We start from the raw sequence: 18,039 nt of genomic DNA on the forward strand, positions 1-18,039 counted from the left end.
CTCTCGACTCCCCTGCGGGCTGCGGTTAGTCGAGCATGCCGAGATCGGTGTGGGCGACAGGGCGGGGGGGGGCGGGGCCTGAAAGGCCTTATTCATTCAGCCTTTCGGCTGAATGCGCTGAGGAATTCCCCGTTGGGGAATTCTTGGGTGGTGTATGTCGGCCCCCGTTGGGGGCCTTGTTTTGCGTGTGAATTCCTCCGTTGGAGGAATTCGAGTTGTGGTGTGTTTTTTGAAATTCCTTCGGAATTTTGGGCCCCTGTCGGGGCTTTTGTTTTTGAGGGTGTTTCAGTTTTGTTGTGGTGGTGGGTTGTTGGGCCGCCCGGTTCGGGCGGCCGGGGGTGGGTGCGGGTGGTGTGTGGTGGGGCCCTGTCGGGCCTGGGTGGGGTGTGGGGGTGTCAGTTTTGGTGTGGGGGTGGGGTGTTGGGCGCCTTCGGCGCTGGGGTTGTGTGGGGTGTTGAGCTGGTGTTTTGTGGTTTGGTTGGTGGTGTTTGTCGAGAGTTGCAATATACGAATCCTCGGTTGGTGGAAGTGCTCCCTGGCCGTTGGCCAGGGGCGGCTGGGGGCGGGTTCGTTGGGGTGCCTGACGGTGGGCGTGCTCGGGTTTCCGGGGTGGGATTGGGTGGCCGCCGTAGTCCTGGCACGAAGGCGGTTTTCGGTGGTTTACCGGGCCTGCTGTTCCTTGTGTTCGGCGTCTTTCATTTTTCCTTTTCTGGGAGTGCTCTGGGAAGGGGTTACGTGTCTTTTTCTGGAGGTTATGGGCGTTGCTCTGGGGTCTCTTTTTCTGCTTCGTGTGTGTGGTGGAGGTGTCTCGTCTCGGAGTCTGAGGTGGTGTTTTTTATGAGCCGGGCTTGAATTGGTTTTTCTGCGTGTTCCTGGGTGTTGTCGGGCGTGTTTTGGGTGGGGTTGCTTGGCGCCCGTTGGGCGCTTATTGGGGGCGGTCGGGATACCAGGGGGCGAGGCGTAGGAGGAGGTGGAGGGTTCGGTGTGCGGCGGTGCGGTGGGCGGGGTTTCGGGCGTAGGCGGTGCGGAGGGCGAGGGTGGCTGTGGTGGCCAGGAGGAGGAGCAGTGCGATGCCGGCGATGGTGAGGGCGGTGCGGCCGGCCGTGGTGGCTGTGAGGAGGAGGGGGAGGGTGACGGTGGTGGTGATGCGGGCGCGGCGGTGGCGGGGGTTGGGCATGGGGTGGCTCCTTCGGGGGGTTGGGTTCCTGCTGGCTGTGGGGCATGGGGTGGTGAGGGTTAGTCAGCCAGGTGGGCTGTCGGTGGTTCACGGGTGCTTCGCGGGGTTCTAAAGTCGGGCGTTGTGGCACGTGGGGAGCCCAGTGGGGCGGATCAGGAACTGATCGAGCGCCTGTCGGCGCTCGGCTTGACGGTGTCGGCGGCGCAGCTGGAGCGGTGGCGTGGGGCCGGGCTGCTGCCGGGGCATGCACGGCGGTGGCTGGGGCGCGGGCGGGGTTCGGTGTCGGTGCTCGAGGAGGCGGTGGTCGACGTCGCCGCGGCGCTCGCCCGTCACGCGCGGCAGGGGCGGGACCTGCGGTGGACGGTGCTCGCCTGGTACGCCGAGGCCGGACGTCCGCTCGTGCCGGGCGCGGGCGTGGTGCCGGAGCCGCCGTGGCCGGCGGTGCGGGAGGCGGTGCTGTGGGCCATGGCCCACTCCCGTGCGCACCGCGTGCTCGCGCAGGCCCGTACGGCGGCCGGCGCCGCGGGTGAGGAGGATCGGGACGCCGGGCGGGACGCGTTCTACGCGGAGGCGGAGCGGGCGTTCGCCCACGGGCCGGCCGGGACGCCGGACCCGGCCGCGGTGCGCCGGCTGCTGGAGGGGGAGGCCGAGACCGCTGTGGTGCGGGGTGAGGACGCCGTACGGCGGCGCGCGGCCGTGCACCTGGCCGCGGCCGCCGGGATGGGCTCCGGCGAGGTGGGCGGCGCGCTGTTCGTCGAGACCCTCGCCGTTCTCCTGCCTCACCTGGACTGGTCGGCGAGCGCCGGGGCCGCTGACCAGGCCGAGGACGAGGGCACGTTCGACGGCTGGGTGTCGGCGGCCGCCGTGGACCCGCTCGCTCTCCTGGCCGCGGCCGGCGAGCAGGAGATGGCCCTGGCCCGGGCACGGGCGCAGCTCCTCGCCGGCGTCGGCGGCCTGCACCTGATGTACGGGCTGCTCATGCCCGACACCCCCGCCCTCGCCGCCCTGCGGACGGCGATCGAGAGCACCGGCCTGGCCGTGCTGCTCCACCAGTTGGTTCCGCTGCTGATCAACCCCTCCGGCGTCCCGCACGCGCTGGCCGCCTGTCTCACCCCCCAGTACGAGCACCTCGCCGACCACGTCGGTGAACTCCTCGCCGAGCACGCCCAGCACAGCCTGCTCACCGGCCCCGGCAGCGAACACCCCACCGCCCAGGCCTACATGGAGACCTGGCTCGACCGCCTGCGCACCGCCCCGATCCGCCGCGCGAACGCCGCCCCGCACGACCAGGAGGCCGCCGGCGACGAGCTCGGCGAGCAGGACGCGCCACACGGGCCCCAGGACGGCGGGGCACAGCACGCGGCCGGCCCGCCGGCCCCGCCCCGCGGCTGACCGCCTGGTGCACGCAGAGGGCTCCGGGGTGCGCCGGCCGCCACCTCCGACGGACACGCCCCCGGGACCACGGGGCCCGCCAACCTCTCTCCAGAATTCGTTTACTAAATTTCACAAGACCTCTTTTCTTGGTTTCCGAAGAGCTCTTTTCTCGTGAATTCTTGACGGGCTTTTCGGGCGTGCTATCGGGCGGATGCCGCCTGAGAAATTGTGCGACCTGTTGTCTCCGGGGCGCCCGGAGGGGCGCGGACCATGATCGAGTGCCGGAGCGCGTGCGCGGAGGCGCGGAGGAGCACTCCGGGCCGGCCGACGGACCGTCATGTCGACATCGAGCCTTGCAATATACGACGGCTCGGCTCACCGGAACCGGCTGCGGACGCGGCGGACCACCGAGGCCTACCGGGGTCCGTCCTGGCCCAACGCGCCGTGATGGACCGGGAGTTGGCTCCCAGGGCGGAGGGCGGGCCTGGACGAGCCGGGCGCCGTCGTACGGCGGCGGGCCGCTGCTGCCCGCCGGTGGAACGGGCGGCGCCAGGGCGCGGCAGGACCGGCCGTAGTCGACGTCGCCGAGTCGCAAAGGTCCTCGCTCAACTCCCGTAGCGCGGCGGATTGTTCGTCTCCGGGGGCGCCGTCGTGCGGCGGGGCGAGGGGCGGTGCCCTCGGCCATCGCCGTCGGCGGCAGACAGAGCGCCCGTACGGTCCGCCGGCGGGGCCGCGTACACCAACGCCACCCTCAACTCCCCTGCCCTGCCCGGATGTCCGTACCCGGGTAGCGGAGCCGAGGAGAGCGGTCTCCTGGTCCCGTGGCCTCGGCGAGGCCACGGGACCAGGAGACCGGGCCAGGGTGCTGCGCGGGCGCCGTGACGTGCCGACGGCGCCGTCGTTGACCATGCGGAGTTCTGCGCCGCTCCACCGCCGCCTGCTCGCCGTCATCCCGCCGCTGGAGTCGCCCGTGCCGTCCCTCGCAGCCCCGCCCGCCACCGCACCGGGACCGGGCCCCGACATGCGCTCCCAGCAGTACCTCGAACAGGCCGCCGCGGCCGGTGTGCTGGACCTCGACGAGCCCGAGACCCTGGTGGTAGCCGACGTCCCCCAGGCCGACGGCGGCCTCTTCTCGTGCACCGCCTGGACCCCCGGCGCCGCGCGTCTCGGCGACCACATCGACCAGGTCGCCCTCGCCGGCCGGCTCGACGCCTGCTCCTGGATCGAGATCCTCGACCGCCACTCCCGCACCACCCACCACGGGCAGACCGTGATCCGCACCTACCGGCTGCGCCCGTACTCGCCGACGTCGAGGCCGGCCACCGCGGCAGTGAGAACCTCCGGGCCAACCTCGCCCGCGTCCTGGCCGCCGACGCCGCGCGCGCGACGGCAGGCCACCGCTGCCGGCACCGGGCATTCCCGGATGGGTCGGCGTCGGCCCCCGGCTGTGGCACGGGCACCACTCGGTGGCGTCGACGGCGGCGGGCCGTCCGGCCGCCATGGCGTCGCGCCCGGCACCCTCCAGGAGGCTCCGGTGGCGCAGCCGCAGTCCGCGTCCGGATCGCCCTTCGGACGGCACGGCTGACCGCCGTTCAGCCACGATCGCCGGCCGCCGGGCGTCCGGCCCGCGAAGAGGACAGAGGAGATCCACAGTGCCCGCGGTGTTCACCACCATGACTCCCGGCGATCCGGAGAGCGAGGCGGCTGCCCGGCTCCTACAGGGCGTAGCCCTGTCCGACACCGTCCGGCTCACGTCCGGGGAAGAGGGGGTCTTTCAGCGGGAGTTGGCCCGGATCTGGGAGCGGCTGCTGCACAACGCCGGCGTGACGACGTGGCTGGCTCCCGGCCAGGACCTGGGGAGCATGCGGGGCGGGATGCCGCGCCGGACGGTCCGGGCGAAGGGCGGGCGTACCGAGGACCTGGTCCGGCTCATCCCATGGGTGCTGCGGGAGAAGATCGCCGGAGACACGGCCTACGAGGACGCCGCCCGGCGCGAGGAACAGGTCACCAGCGGGCACGGCCTTCAGCCCGGTGACGCCGCCTCCTTGCGCTTTCGCAGCACGAGCCCGCCAGTCGCGCAGGGCCGGCCGCCTGGTCCCGGTCGCGAGGAGGAGGTCGCGCGGTTCCTCGAACTGCAGGCGCTGATGGCGATGTACACCGCCACACCGCACTTCGTCCCGTCCCACAGCGCGTTCGACGCCGCCACCGGACTGCCGCCCGAGCCCGGAGCACGGCTACGGCTGACCAGCGAGGCCGTCCTGGTCTTCCACGACGGCGTCCCGCTGCCCGCTGTCATCGCCGACGACGAGGCCCTCCACGCCCACGCCACCGCGCACTTCGGCGCCGACCACGACATGCTCTTCGGCGCCAGCCCGCTCGTGATGGGCGGCGTCGTCCTCGCCCGCCCGGACGACGGCAGCGACCAGGCACTGCTGTTCGACCCGCTCGTCGGCTGGCTGATTATCGCCCACCGCGCGCACAACGGGCGGTACGCATGGGCGATGCACCTGGTCGACCAGCTCGACGCCAACCCCGGTCCGGCCGCCCGCGTCCTGCGCAACTACGCCGCCCTGAACGCCCTGGAGGGCTGGGACACACCTCCGCGGATCCCGGGCCAGGCCCGATCCAGCGGCAAGAGCAAGAAGAAGCCCCAGGCCCCTGCGGCCGAGCGGCGCCGACAGCAGCTGGAGCAGGCCGCCCGCACCCCTCAGGCCCAGCGCGGCGCGCTCCTCGGCGTCCGCGTGCTCACCTTCACCGCGCCGCCCCACGAGGCCGCCCCTCCCCCGCCGGCGCCGTCGGCCGGGTCACCGGGCAGGGCGCCCGCCCAGTACCGCGAATGGCGCCGCGCCCACTGGACCCGCAACACCCGCGTCCACCTCCTCGACGAGAACGGCCGGCCCTCCGGCCCGGTCTACGGTCCCGACGCCGTCGAAGGCGTGACCTTCACCCGGCGCCGCACCCGGGTGAAGGGAACCTGGGTCAACGAGCACCTCCCCCCGCGTCCCGGCCAGCGGCCGGTGTACGCCGTCGACCCGAAGCTCACCCGCACACCGGCCGACAGCTCCTGAACTCGGCGAGCGCAGGGCGGCGGGGGCCGCTCAACCAGCGGCACGGCCCGAGAGCGGAGGCAGCACAACCGGCACAAGACGCGCGGCCGTACGGCGTCCGAGCGCGGGCAGCAGGGCAGGAGCAGCGGCGCGGCACATCACACAGACCCCTCCTCCACGGGCGTTTCCTCGCACGGGACCTCACAATTGACTCTTAAGACTTGCATCCACCCATCAGTGCATATATAGTCTTAAGAGTCAACAAGTGCAGGGCTCAACCTCCCGGAGGAACCATGAACCGCTCCCTTCGCCGCCGCATCCTTCGGGCCTACTACGCAACTCCCTGCGTCGACGCCCCACGCGAGTGGAGCCAGGAGGCCACCCTCCAGCGCCACCGGCACCGGGTCGAGGTCGACATCACCTTCCCCCGCGGCATGTTCGCCGATGCCCCGCGCCCGTGGACCCCCGGCGAGGAGTACACCGAGGTGCTCGGCGGCGCGTGGCTGCGCACGAACGCGGACGGCTCGCAGACGGCAGTCGTCGCGGACGTGGGCCCCAAGACGCTTCCCGGGCGTGACGGAGGCCCCTGGACGGACGAGGAGCTGTGGACGGTCACGTCCCACGACCCGAGCGTCTTCGCCTACCTCGACGACAAGCCCCACCGCATCACCTGGGCCTTGGGCCGCGACGACGTGACGATCATCCGCGAGCCCTACGCCGCTCACCCGCACCTGGCCTATGCCGACTACTGGGACGCGGTGCACATGCAGTTGCACTTCACGCCCCGGCTCGACGCCGACGGCCGCTACCGGCTCACCCTGGCAGCCATGCCCAACTCCCTCGCCAGCACCGAGAACAACGTCCTCACCCTCGCGGCCGCAGCGAGCCACGTCCTGAAGACCGTGGGCGGCACGGCCGTGGTGCGCAGCACCGAGCGGAACGTCGACCCCGGCGACTGGCGGAACGCACCGCCGGAGGTCGACCTCGCCTACGCCCTCGCCCCGTACAGCGCCCGGTTCTAACCCCCCCGCCCCCTGCTCGACGCACGCGGGGCGGACTGCGCAGCACCCAGCAGTGGGCCCGGGGACGCGGCCGAACTCGACGACGCCGTACGCGCCCTGCTGGCCGCCGCCCCTGACGCCGCGTTCGCTCCCGCCCGGCCCGACGCGTACCAGCCGCCGCCCGGCCGGCAGCGCCTCAACTCCCCACCGCGCGGCGGTACTTCCGGACACGACGAGCGTTAGGCGGCCGCGCTCCGGACGGGGCGCGGCCGCGTTACGGCTCGGCGTGCCGGTCGCGGACCGTCCGGAGCGCGGCGCGCAGCCGGCGCCCGTTGTCCGTGCCCGGGATCCTGAGGCGGTCGGGGTCCATGGCGGCGAGGCGGGCGACCGCCGTCTCCTGCCCCTGGGGGCCGTCCCGGTCGGCGGTCTCCAGCCGGTACAAGGCCTTGTAGAGGACCTGGGAGATCCCCCCGACCCCGTTCATGAACGGCGCCATGGCCTGCGTCAACTTCGCCACCGGGTCCGGGACTTGCGCCCGGAGGGCGGCGGCGCGGCGGCGGTAGGCCTTCTGCCGGCACGCCCGCCCGCAGTACGCCGAATCCGCACGCCCAGCCGTAACGGCCTTGCCGCACGCGCCGCACGGCCGGCCCGATCCCCTGCCGCCGTGACGGATCCGCGTGAGGGATGTCCGGCAGGCCCGTGAACACGTCACCCCCGCCAGCAGCTTCTCCGCCCGCCGGACGACGAGCAGGGAGCAGTTGACGCACGGCGTCGGCGCCATGACCTCCCCCCGGCCGGCGAGCTCCGTCCACCGGGCCGTCGCCGTGCGCCGGGCGGCACCCGGGCGCGACAGCCCGGTCACCGGATCCGGGCCTCCCCTGCCATAACAGCCGGCGCAGATCAGCAGCCGGCCGCCGACCCACCGCCGGCCCCGGCGCACCGCGCCGACGACCAGGTACACCGGACCGCCGGACTCACCGGGCAGACCGGCGGCGCACACAGCGCAGGACCGAGAACCCTCACGGACAGCCATAACGGACACAACGACCCGCACGCGCAGCCGTAACGGCGCGGCCGCCGATCCCGCACGCGGCGGACAACCGGCACGCACAGCCGTAACACCCCGTCCGCCGCCGCCCGGCGCACGCCGGGTAACCCGAGTTACCCGAACCGGTCGTGACGCCCGCGAGCAGCTGCTCGGCGCCGTCGTACGACGCTTCAGCGGCCCGCTGCGGCGTGCGAGCAGACCAGCAGGCCACTCTTCCGCGCCTTCTTCTTGTCGTCGGCATTCCTGCGCCTGTACAGAACGTGCAGGCCAGAGGACATCCGCCGCACCTGGACCACGATCTCGTAGCGTCTGGTCAAGATGTCCCTTCTTCCGGCAACGCACCCGACTTCCACGGCGCAGGCGTGGGTACGGCCTTCAGCAGCATCCCAGACAACCACCCCCGCACCCGCGAGCGGCGGCACCGCCCAGACCTCCCGCGCGCAGCCCTCGCCGGCCGACCGCGAGACGAGGTCGCCGCCGCGCCGCAGCGCGAATTCCCCCGTCCGGCCCGTCTGCATCCCGTACGCTGCTCTCACCGACGCGGGGTGGAGCAGCTCGGTAGCTCGCTGGGCTCATAACCCAGAGGTCGCAGGTTCAAATCCTGTCCCCGCTACGAACATCCGGCCCCCTCCGATATTCGAGATCGGAGGGGGCCGGAGCCGTTCACGAACAGCGTCACCGGCCGGCGAGCAGGCCGGCGAGGATGCCGGCCCGGTACGACACCTGCGGGGCGAGCGGGCGCGCCAGATGCCGCATCGACGCGTTCGCGGGGTACCGGATCCGGCCGACGGGCAGCTCGAGGTCGAGCGGGGCGCCGGGCGCCAGGACGTGAAAGCCGTCGGCCTCGTAGTACGGCGCCAGATACGGCTTGCGGGTGTGGATGCCGCCGAGCATCGCCTCGTAGCCCTGGCGGGTGTAGGAGCGGACCAGTTCGTCGACGAGCCGGTGGCCCAGCCCCTGTCCGCGGGCGCTGTCGGCCACCGACACCGCTTCCAGTTCGACGAGCGCCCTCGACAGCCGCAGGCACAGCTGCCGGCCCAAGGACGTCTCCATCGCCATCAGCCACTCCACCGGCGGGATCGCGTGGGCAAGGCCGACGACCTCTCCCTCCGGGTGTTCCTGGGCGAGCAGCAGGGCCGCGGTGCCGAACTGGGCCGGCAGGCGCCAGCCGGTGCGCATCCGGTCGACGATCTCCCCGGGCATCGCCGCGTCCATGAAGTCCACCGGCTCCAGGAGCGCGCGCACCACTTCGGGGTCGTCGTCCAGGGTGGCCGGGCGGATCAGGTACCGGTCCAGCACCACGACACCGGGAGCGGCATCGGGCTGGGATACCGGCTGCGGCGCGTTGCGGCGTTCTGCACGTCGTCGAGAGGCTCGTCCCATGCCCTCATCCTCTCCCAACCCCGGCCCCGACAACGGGTGATGGCCGTCCGGCCCGCAGGGTCGAGGCCCACGTACGGTCGGCGAGCCGTAGAGCGACTCGTGAGGGAAAAAAGGGGGGCCGGCCGTTGGCCGGGGGTGGGGCGTGCCCCCTGTCGGGGGCCGCGTGGGGGTGGGGGTCGGGTCCCTTTCGGGACCCTGGTCGGTCGGGTGCGGGCCCGGGGCCGCTGGCCCCGGGGCGGGGTGGTCAGCGTGTTGTCCGGCTTCGGCTGTTCGGGCCGCCGCGTGAGCGCATGGTGGTGTCGGCCTCGGTGAGCAGGCGGTGGACGAAGCCGTAGGACCTGTTGCAGCCCTGGGCGAGGGTGCGGATCGAGGCTCCCTTGTCGTAGGCCTTCTTCAGATCGGCGGCGATCTTCTGTCGGGCCGGCCCTTTGATGTGGACGCGGATTCCCAGCATGCAGGCTTCCTTCAGGCTCGTGTTCGTGAGCGGCTGCGGACGGCGCCGGTGCGGTCCGCACGCGGTGTCGGGTGGCTCACCGGCGGCCGGCGGCGTCGACGTCGCCAGCGTTGACCAGAGCCGTCCTCAGCTCCTGCACCCCCGAGGGGCGTTCGCCTTGGGGCAGGGCGGTTGTGGCGTCCAGCAGGGCGCGGGCGTTGCGTCGTACGGCTGTCTCCCGCCATGTCCCGGGCGCCTGGGCGACCAACTCCGCGGCCAGCAGCAGGGCGTCGGTACGGTCGGGGTGGGTGGCGGCGCGTTCGGCGACGAGATCGGCGTCGGTCAGGGCCGGGGAGTGCTCGGCGCTCGCCCGCATCAGCTCAAGCCACACCGTTTCCTGGACGGCCGCGTCCGCGAAGGCGCCCGCACCGGCGAGCGCACCGGGCGGCAGGTCGGCCGCGATGGCGGCCCGCCACAGGTCTACGGCCGCTCCCGCCCGTGCCTGCTTGGCCGGCGGGAGCGGGCCGTCGGCGCCGGTGCGCGGCGTGCGGGCGGCGATCGCCTCCAGCAGGCGGGAGACCGCGGCCACGCCGTCGCCGGGGCCGGCTGCCAACTCGGTCCACCAGGTGGTGGGTTCACCCAGGAGGGCGGGGTCGTCCAGGAGGGCGTGCGCGAGGTGCTCGGCGGCGCCGGGCACGGCGGCGCGCAGCGCGGTGAGGAGCTCGGTGCGGTCCAGGGCGGCGAGGAGCTGCCCGTCGGGGCCTCCCCAGCGCAGCCAGGAGACGGCCGGCGACGGCCGTCCGGGCACGAGACCGTACAGGGCGGTGCGGTGGGCGGCGGCGAACGCGGGCGCGTGGTGGTGCAGGGCCGGCAGGTGCACCCCGATCGCGGTGGCCACCGCCTCCTGGCCGGCGTGTACGGCGAGGACGTCGGCGAGCGTGTCCAGGACCTCCTCGGGCATCTCGCCGGTAGTCCGGGCGCGGTGGACGGCGTACTCCAGCAGGCAGCCCAGCGCCCGGACTTCTCTGTCCGGTCCCAGCAGCGCCGGCGCCTCCCCCGCGGGCTGCGCAGCGCCGGCGCCCGGGCCGGCAGCCGGCGTCGGGGTTGGGGTCGGGGTGGCGGCGAGGGGGGTGGCGTCCTTGGTCTCCGCGGCGGGGCCGGTGGGCCCGGCTCGGCGGGTGAGCGGGGCGGCCAGGGTCTGCAGGTACGCCAAGGCGTCCTTCTCCTGGTCGCCGTCGAGGGCACCGGCCCGCCAGGCGGCGGTGAGCAGGTCGGCCAGCGCCTGGTCGGCGAAGGACACCCGGGCGGGCCGGCGTCGTACGCCGTCGAAGCCGACGGCGGGGGCCATCTGGCCAAGGCCGCGGCACAGGTCGAGCGCCGCGGCGACGGACGCCGGCAGCGCGCCGTCCGGGAAGGCGCCGGCCCGGTCGGCGTGGGCGGCGGCCGCGGCGAGGTAGAACGCGGCGAGCTCCGGCCGCCGGAGGCTGGCCAGGACGGCGGGCACGTCGGCCGTCCAGGCGGCCGGGTCGGCGGCGACAAGTTGATGCAGCACCATCGCGTACCCGTCGTCGCCGGCATCCCCGGCCCCGGCGATCCGGGCCGCGACCGCCACCGGCCCCTGCCCGGCCGCCAGTTCCGCCAGGTCCCCGCCGTCCAGGGACGTGGCGGTCCTCGACGGTTCGAACACCGCCTGGGTGCGCGGATCGGACGGGCCGTCGGGCTCCAGACGCCGCAGAGCCTCCAGCAGCGGCTCCCAGCCCTCAAGGACCGGGGAGCTCAGGACCGGCGACCAGTCCCACACCCGCAGCCACGAGGCGAGCGGCTCGGCCGTCCCGTCCGCCTGCCCAGCACCGTCGGGCAGGACCTCGGCCACCCGGGCGGCCGTCGGCACCGGGCCGAGCGCGGTACGCACGTCCGCCTCCAGCTGTCCGGCGCGCTCGGGCGGGCAGGAGCCGAGCACGAGCTCGACGAGGCGGGCCGCCTCCGGACCAGGTTCACCAGCCACCAGCCGCACGACCAGCACGACGGCCTGATCCCACCACTCCGTCTCCGCCACTCCGCCGGACACTGCAGGGCCGGCGGCCGGCGGACGGGCGGCGAGATGGGCGGCAAGGAGCCGGTCGTGCAGCCAGCCGTCGACCGCGGCCAGCCGGGCCAGCCGCCTGGTGCGCTCGGCCAGACCCACGCCGACGTCCGCGTCCGCCGCCGCGAGAGCGAGCACGGCGCGCGCCAGCCGCGGCCCGCCGAACGCCGCGGTGTCAGCGACGTGCACCTGGTCCAGGTCGCCGTGGAAGACGACCGGCCGGGCCTGCTCGGCGGTCAACTCGACGTCGTGGGCCAGCAGTTTGGCCAGGACCACCCGGACGGCGCCGACGTTGCGGTGTGCGGGGCCGCGGCGGCCGGCCGGATAGGCGGTGCACGCCAGCTCCCGCACCAGCATGGCGACGTCGTGGTCGGGCAGACCGGACGCGACCTGAAGGGCGATCAGCCCGCGCATCTCCTCCTCGGTCACCACCCAGTCCGCGGAAGCCGCCGCGCCCGCGACGTCCTCGCCGCCGTCGAGGAGGCCGGCGGCCTTCATCTGGGCCCTCACCCGCTCGGCGACCGCATCGAGCGCCAGGTGGCCGGTGTGCTCATCCTCGACGGCGCCGGTCAGCAGGCCCTCCACCACACCGATCCACGGTCCCGCCCGCTCGGCGCGCGGGACCGCGCGGGCCCACCTCGCGGCCAGGCGCAGCGTCGCCCCCGCCTCCAGGCCGTCCCCGTCCCGGACACCGGGGCCGGCCAGCACGGCCTGAAGGGGAGCGGCGTCGACGGCGTCCCAGTGGCGTACGGCAAGGTCCAGCAGCGCGTCAAGGGCCAGGCGGCCGGCGGCGGCGATCTGCTGGGCCCGCAGGACGCCGGGGGCACCCTGGCCGGCCGGTGCGTTCAGCCAGGCGCGGGCGGCGACGAGGTCGGCGGCGGCGACATGGTCGAGGAACGGGGCGGCCGGCCACCGTCCGCCCGCCGCCCCGTCCGGCATCAGCAGGTGCGGCGCATGCTCCTGCAGCACGCCCAGCCACGCCGTGGCCGGGCCCGAGCGGAAGAAGTACCCCTCGGCGCGCGGGTCCGCCCAGCCGGCGAGCTCCTTCGCCTCGACGACGCCCGGGTGTTGGAGAGCGACCAGCTCCAGGACGCGGGCCGCGCGGTCCGCCAGCGGCACCAGCAGGTTACGGGCCGCGCCGAGGACGTCCGCGTACAGGACGGCGGCCTCGCCGGCGTGGGCCGCGCGGCCGTGCAGGATCCCCGAGGCGACCCCGTAGACGGTTCCCCACACATCCAGCGCCCTCTCCTGCGCCGCACCGAGCTCCACCCCCATCAGCCGCTCGACGATCCCCCGCGCCCGCGCCTGGTGATAGCGGCCCGGACGGTTGAGCTCGCCGCGCAGCACGTCCGCGGCCGCCCTCACCCGCCCCCACGCCGCGCTCGCCCCGGCGGACGCGCCGGACAGCGCACCGGCCGCTTCGTCGTGGGCGGTGCCGGCATCGGCGGCCGGCCCGTCGGACGGGAAGGCCTCACCGGACGGCGGCGCGACACCGGCCGGTCCAAAAGCCTCGCCGGCGGGAGGCTCGACGGCATCCACCGCGGCCAGCAGGCCTTGCGCTGCGGGCTTCAAGCCCACCGTGACCGGGGCACCGGGCAGGCCCAGCAGCGCGTCCGCCGCGGAGCGCACACACGCCGCAGCGACCTCCGCCGGCCGTACGAACCCCTCCCCGGTCAACACCCGGTGGGCATCCCGCAGCAGCCCCAACGCCCGTACGCCCGCCTCCCCCTGCACCGTCAGGGCGTCCGCGAGGACATCGTCGACCTCGGGCAGCACGCTCGCGCCCACCGGCGCCACCTCGTCGCTCATCCCCGCACCGTAGACCCGCCGGCCACCACCGGCGGACCGGTATCGCGAACCCGCGACAGCCAACAGGCCCGGCCTGCCGGCACACCCCCACACACCAGCCGCGCAGACCCCGATTGCCGCTCCGGCGACGTCCTACCCGTCTCCGCCCGGCAGTTGCTGAACCGCAGCATGTGGTCCGCATCCCGGGGTCCGGCCGGTCCTACCGGCGTACGGCGGCGGCCGTAGGGATGCGCGGTCTCGACGGCCTGTTCGCCCCCGGTCCGTCACAGTCGACTCCCGACGAGGCCGTCGGCGGTCGGGGTGCGTGCTTCACCGGTCCGCTGCCGTCCTGCGAAACGGTGCGGCACGCCGCCGGGTGTACTCGGTGCCGAGCCGCTTGAGCTTGCGGCGGACCCGTTCACCGAACGCCTCGGGATCGGTGGCGCCGACGAAGCGAGCCGCCTCGGTCCAGGTGTCCGTACAGGGGCAGGACCAGGCCATCGCCACCCGCCGTTCCTCCACAGCGAGTTTGGCCAGGACGGCGTCGATGCGCGGATCGTCGAAGCCGAACGCGAAGACCAGATCGGCCGGGCAAGGGATGCCTTCGAACACCGGGGACTCCTCAGGACCATGGCGATGCCTACCTCTCCCAGCCCCAGGACCGGGGTGTTCCGGCAGAAAATCCTGACCGCGGACACCAGAGGCCCCCGCCTGCCGCACGTCGCCACGGCCGGACCGCCCGTTCATCTGCCTCCGGCGCCACCACGACCTCGGCACCAGGGCGCAGCGGGCCGTACGGCCTCCAGCGGAGCCGGCCGCACGCCGTGCGCCGTCGTACGGCGGCCCGCTACTGCATGAGCGCGTGCGTGGAAGTGTGTGAATTCGTGAACGCCGCCGGACGGTGCTTCCACCGGGCGCAGCGGAGGACAGCGCCGTACAGCCCCGCCACAGAGCGGTTCGGCGCGCTGCCGGTGGTATCCGCACTCCGGCGGTCTCCAGATGCCGCAATACGCAGATTTCACCCGAAACATCCGATCGACCGCCTTACGGAACAGGTCAGTTGACCTCTTTTTGTGCGGTCCGGGGGCTCGGCGGGGCGGGCGGAGAGCAGGACGTCGCACGGGGCCGGCCGTTGGCCGGCGTGGGGCGTGCCCCCTGTCGGGGGCCGCGTGGGGGTGGGGCCGGGTCCCTTTCGGGACCCTGGTCGGTCGCGAGGAGCCCGGGGCCGTTGGCCCGGGCGGCGAACGGGCGGGTGGCGGGGCGGGGTTGCCCGGGTGCCGGGCGCGGCGGTGGCGGCACCCCGGGAGGGCACAGAACATCCGCGGCACTGACAACAGGCCCTGGCCAGGGCGTTGCCGGCACGGACGGCCCATTGTCAGACCCTGCCGGTAGCGTCGGTGTTGTTCATGGGTCCGCACATGCCGAAGAGCCCCTGAAAACACGGTCCTTGCTTGGCGGCTGGCCGTGTCCCAGGAGCTCCAGGCGTCGCGGTCCCCCGACCCCCTCGTACGGGCAGCAGGAGAAACCCTTGACCGACATCTGTGAAGCTACAGCACGGCACCGACAATCGCTCCGACCAGCACAAACGGGCGCCGGAGCGGACGGCGGGAAGGCGACGGGGCGCGGCGTGCGCGTCGGCCGGGCGAAGGGGTCCGCCGTCCGATGACCGAGTTCGCCATCACGCCCGGCCTGCTGCTCGCCCTCATGGTCACGGTGGCCGCGGCCACCGCCGTCTACCTCGACACCAAGCGGCGCAGCAGCGAGATCCCGCCCCGCGGGGACCTGTACATGGCGATCACGGCAGGTGCCGCCGTCGCTACCGTCCTGCTGGGCCTGGCCCTGGCCTCCCAGCCGCCCGCCGCGCACACCCCGGTCGTCACTCCCGCGACGTCCTGCCCGTCCCCGCCCGGCAGCTGCTGAACCACAGCATGCGGTCCGCGCCCCCGGGGCCCGGCCGGTCCTACCTCCGGCCCGACCCCGGGAACACCCAACCCCGCCCAGCCCGGCCCAGCAGACAACCCGCACGCACAGCCGTAACAACCACCCGGACGAACGTCCGGAGCCCCCACGGACGAGAGCAGCGGACCGACGGCGCCGCGCGGGATTCCTCTCCGCCGCCGAGATCGTCTCACTGCGCCCGCCTCCCAGCCGCGTCCCAGAGTTGGACGGGATGACCTGCTCATACGGACTTAGGCCCGCGGGCCCGGGGCAGCACACCGCCCCGGGCCCGCGGGCCAGACTCCTACCGATTCACCACCAGCGACTGCGTGAACGCGATCTGCTCGCACGCCACCAGCGGATGCAACTCGCCAGACAGGACCTGACGCCGCAACTCCGCCACCCGCTCCGCCTTCCACTCCTCCGAGACCCCCAGCAGCCCCAGCAGTTCCCGCATCTCCTCGGCCAGCTCCACCTCCATCTGCCGCACCCGCCACGCGGACCTGATCCGGGCAACCTCCGCCTCCAGACGGTCACCGGCCACCACACGGCTCTCACGGTCCGAACGGCTCATCCCGCACCCCTCTCCACACCCCGCACCCTCTGACTCTTAAGACTATACATCAACATATGTACGCAATGCAAGCCATAAGAGACGAACAGGTCAAGCAGCTTCACACGCGAACCAAACACCCTCCCGGGCCACACTCCAAAACCGGCAGCACGCACACAGAAATGGACTCCACGCCGACAACCCGGCAACCCCCAAACCCAGGAACCCCCAGCACCACCCGACACACCCCCACAAGCCCCACACCCGACCACCCGACCACACCGGACACCCCCGCCCACGGAGCCGGCGGGCGCCGCACGGCACCCACACCGCCCGCACGCGCCGCAACGCAACCACTCCGCCTCTTAAGACTTGCAATCACACAATCCGATACGTATAGTCTTAAGAGTCAACAGGCGGGCGGCAGCCACCCGGAGGGGATCCGATGTACAGCGACGAGAACAGCAGCGACGAGCGCGAAGCCATCTACACCGAGCGCCTGGACGTCGACCTGGAGATGGCACAGATGCACGCCGAGGCCGACACCTGGCACGCCGTGCGCGAGCGCGGGTACTGCAACCACGGCTCCGCCATCGGCTACATCGACCCGCCGGTCCACGAGGTCCAGAAGCTCCTCAGGCCCGGCCAGCTCATCTGCACCGCCGGATGCTCCACGGTCTTCCGCGACGACGAGGACTGGTACACCCAGCTCGACGACCCGATGGCCAGCCCCGTCCCCCTGCCCGCCCGCACCCCCGCACCCGCCGGGAAGTGAGCACCGCCCCCGCGGGACCGCACCGGTCCCGCGGGGACCGCGCAGCCGCCCGCCCCGCCATCAGCCGCCCAGGAGCACCCGTGCCGACCACGCCCGCCCAGACCGTCTGGCGCTTCGCCGACCACGACACCGTCCGCACCGGCGACGGCCTCACCTGGCACCGCGGCCTGCGCCGCAGCCAGCAGTGGACCGTCCCCGGCGGTGACACCTCCTGCGAGATCGACGACAGCACCGTCCGCGCCCTGCTGTCCGCCGACCCCCGCGCCGTCTTCGCGCCCGCCGGACCCGACGCCCGCACCCCCCTGCCCGGGCGCACGCTCGACACCCCCGAGGCCCTGCGCCTGCTCGACATCCGCCCGGCCACCGGCGCCACCCTCCACCGCCACGTCCTGGACCGCGTCGGCGCGTTCGCCGGGAGCACCACCGGCACCCGCCGCACCCCCACCCCCGCACTCCGGCCCGCCGACATCCGCACCTCCCTGCTCGGCACCGCCCAGCGCCACCCCGCCGCCCGCATCACCCTCGACCGCACCCGCGGCCGCATCCACACCCGCTACGCCATCGCCAGCACCCTCCACACCCACACCTACGTCCTCACCACCACCTGACACCCCCCACAGCCGCCATCCCGGGACGGGCAGCAGCCGGCACACGCGAAAGCACGGCACCGCCTCACGGCGCGGGCACGGGAGACCCCCCACAGAGAACGACAACCCGAAGCAATCCATCGACTCTTAAGACTTGCACCCTCACCGATGCTTCGTATAGTCTTAAGAGGCAAGGGCGGGTGATCCCGCCGGACCTCTCCACGACATGGAGCACCACATGCCGCGCACCACCGCCACCAGCCCGGCCGACATCACTGAGCTCGTCGAGCTGCTGGAGACGGCGCGCGGCAGCATCGCCTACGACGCCGACAAGGACCACTACCCCCGCCACCACTCCGAGCGCGGCGAGATCGACGAGGTCTTCGACAAGCTCGTCGACTGGGCCCGCGCCCGCATGGCACCGGCGGAACTGCACAAGCTGGTCAAGCCCGCGTCCGACCCGGACCTCAAGCCCGGTGACGTCATCCTGATGAACAACACCCCGGTGACGGTCCGCGAGATCCGCTTCCGCGCGCCGGGCGAGCACCAGGGCTCCGGCCAGCCCGCGCACCACGCCGCGATCGAGGTCGTCACCGCCGAGGGCAGCCAGTGGCTGTCCCTCGTCCCCCACCCCGCCCTCGCCCGGTAGACCCATCACCAGGGTGGCGCCGCACACCGCGCGCAGCGCCACCCCGAACCGGACCCCAACAGGACCTGCCCACACCCCTCAGGCACCCTCGGCCCCCGCTACGATGACGGGAGCACCAAGGGCAACCGCGCCGCGCCCGGTCCACCACCACCTCGACGCCCACACCGCCGACGGGGACCGCAGACGTCTGAGACTCGCGCGAG

Annotated in this window: 16 protein-coding genes and 1 tRNA gene; 9 read left to right on the top strand and 8 right to left on the bottom strand. The window is 73.4% G+C overall.

Annotated elements, in window-relative coordinates:
• Nucleotides 1-925: 925 nt before the first annotated feature.
• On the bottom strand, nucleotides 926-1,177 hold the full coding sequence (locus ACWD3I_RS24880; RefSeq protein WP_365414094.1) for a hypothetical protein: 252 nt from the start codon (nucleotides 1,175-1,177) through the stop codon (nucleotides 926-928).
• A 123-nt stretch (nucleotides 1,178-1,300) separates the two neighbouring features.
• Here ACWD3I_RS24880 and ACWD3I_RS24885 point away from each other — a divergent pair, with 123 nt between their 5' ends.
• The 4 genes from ACWD3I_RS24885 (at nucleotide 1,301) to ACWD3I_RS24900 (ending at nucleotide 6,620) form a co-directional block, all read left to right on the top strand.
• The gene (locus ACWD3I_RS24885) at nucleotides 1,301-2,569 is read left to right on the top strand and encodes a hypothetical protein (protein ID WP_365414096.1); all 1,269 of its coding nucleotides are present in this window, start codon (nucleotides 1,301-1,303) and stop codon (nucleotides 2,567-2,569) included.
• 844 nt (nucleotides 2,570-3,413) lie between these two features.
• A complete protein-coding gene (locus tag ACWD3I_RS24890; protein WP_451084184.1) occupies nucleotides 3,414-4,136 on the top strand; it encodes a hypothetical protein in 723 nt (240 codons plus the stop codon).
• 76 nt (nucleotides 4,137-4,212) lie between these two features.
• The gene (locus tag ACWD3I_RS24895) at nucleotides 4,213-5,619 is read left to right on the top strand and encodes a hypothetical protein (RefSeq protein ID WP_365413869.1); all 1,407 of its coding nucleotides are present in this window, start codon (nucleotides 4,213-4,215) and stop codon (nucleotides 5,617-5,619) included.
• Between the two features lie 272 nt (nucleotides 5,620-5,891).
• A complete protein-coding gene (locus tag ACWD3I_RS24900) occupies nucleotides 5,892-6,620 on the top strand; it encodes a hypothetical protein (protein WP_365413867.1) in 729 nt (242 codons plus the stop codon).
• 253 nt (nucleotides 6,621-6,873) lie between these two features.
• Here ACWD3I_RS24900 and ACWD3I_RS24905 read toward each other — a convergent pair whose 3' ends face one another.
• Together ACWD3I_RS24905 and ACWD3I_RS24910 are read right to left on the bottom strand one after the other, a co-directional pair.
• Nucleotides 6,874-7,599, bottom strand: a complete 726-nt coding sequence (locus ACWD3I_RS24905) for a hypothetical protein (protein WP_365413865.1) — start codon at nucleotides 7,597-7,599, stop codon at nucleotides 6,874-6,876.
• Nucleotides 7,600-7,817: 218 nt separating this feature from the next.
• On the bottom strand, nucleotides 7,818-7,964 hold the full coding sequence (locus tag ACWD3I_RS24910; RefSeq protein ID WP_365413863.1) for a hypothetical protein: 147 nt from the start codon (nucleotides 7,962-7,964) through the stop codon (nucleotides 7,818-7,820).
• Nucleotides 7,965-8,186: 222 nt separating this feature from the next.
• On the opposite strand from ACWD3I_RS24910, the gene ACWD3I_RS24915 reads away from it, so the two are divergent.
• Nucleotides 8,187-8,260, top strand: a tRNA-Met gene (locus ACWD3I_RS24915).
• 62 nt (nucleotides 8,261-8,322) lie between these two features.
• On the opposite strand, the gene ACWD3I_RS24920 is transcribed toward ACWD3I_RS24915, so the two are convergent.
• The 4 genes from ACWD3I_RS24920 to ACWD3I_RS24935 form a co-directional block, all read right to left on the bottom strand.
• Entirely contained in the window at nucleotides 8,323-9,030 is a 708-nt protein-coding gene (locus ACWD3I_RS24920) for a GNAT family N-acetyltransferase (RefSeq protein ID WP_365413861.1), read from the bottom strand.
• A 244-nt stretch (nucleotides 9,031-9,274) separates the two neighbouring features.
• Nucleotides 9,275-9,499: a helix-turn-helix domain-containing protein gene (locus ACWD3I_RS24925; protein WP_451084189.1), complete on the bottom strand. Its 225-nt coding sequence runs from the start codon at nucleotides 9,497-9,499 to the stop codon at nucleotides 9,275-9,277.
• Between the two features lie 61 nt (nucleotides 9,500-9,560).
• On the bottom strand, nucleotides 9,561-13,355 hold the full coding sequence (locus ACWD3I_RS24930; RefSeq protein ID WP_365407808.1) for a hypothetical protein: 3,795 nt from the start codon (nucleotides 13,353-13,355) through the stop codon (nucleotides 9,561-9,563).
• 309 nt (nucleotides 13,356-13,664) lie between these two features.
• The gene (locus tag ACWD3I_RS24935; RefSeq protein WP_365407811.1) at nucleotides 13,665-13,946 is read right to left on the bottom strand and encodes a hypothetical protein; all 282 of its coding nucleotides are present in this window, start codon (nucleotides 13,944-13,946) and stop codon (nucleotides 13,665-13,667) included.
• A gap of 1,050 nt (nucleotides 13,947-14,996) precedes the next feature.
• Here ACWD3I_RS24935 and ACWD3I_RS24940 point away from each other — a divergent pair.
• Complete coding sequence (locus ACWD3I_RS24940; protein WP_365407814.1) at nucleotides 14,997-15,254, top strand: hypothetical protein; 258 nt, start codon at nucleotides 14,997-14,999, stop codon at nucleotides 15,252-15,254.
• Between the two features lie 322 nt (nucleotides 15,255-15,576).
• Here ACWD3I_RS24940 and ACWD3I_RS24945 read toward each other — a convergent pair whose 3' ends face one another.
• The gene (locus ACWD3I_RS24945) at nucleotides 15,577-15,846 is read right to left on the bottom strand and encodes a hypothetical protein (protein WP_365407817.1); all 270 of its coding nucleotides are present in this window, start codon (nucleotides 15,844-15,846) and stop codon (nucleotides 15,577-15,579) included.
• A gap of 424 nt (nucleotides 15,847-16,270) precedes the next feature.
• Here ACWD3I_RS24945 and ACWD3I_RS24950 point away from each other — a divergent pair, with 424 nt between their 5' ends.
• From ACWD3I_RS24950 to ACWD3I_RS24960, 3 genes are all read left to right on the top strand, one after another.
• Nucleotides 16,271-16,600: a hypothetical protein gene (locus ACWD3I_RS24950; protein ID WP_365407820.1), complete on the top strand. Its 330-nt coding sequence runs from the start codon at nucleotides 16,271-16,273 to the stop codon at nucleotides 16,598-16,600.
• An 80-nt stretch (nucleotides 16,601-16,680) separates the two neighbouring features.
• Complete coding sequence (locus tag ACWD3I_RS24955) at nucleotides 16,681-17,208, top strand: hypothetical protein (protein WP_365407823.1); 528 nt, start codon at nucleotides 16,681-16,683, stop codon at nucleotides 17,206-17,208.
• A 217-nt stretch (nucleotides 17,209-17,425) separates the two neighbouring features.
• Nucleotides 17,426-17,836, top strand: a complete 411-nt coding sequence (locus tag ACWD3I_RS24960) for a hypothetical protein (RefSeq protein ID WP_365407826.1) — start codon at nucleotides 17,426-17,428, stop codon at nucleotides 17,834-17,836.
• Nucleotides 17,837-18,039 lie beyond the last annotated feature (203 nt).

The organism is Streptomyces sp. NPDC002817 (genome assembly GCF_053592055.1).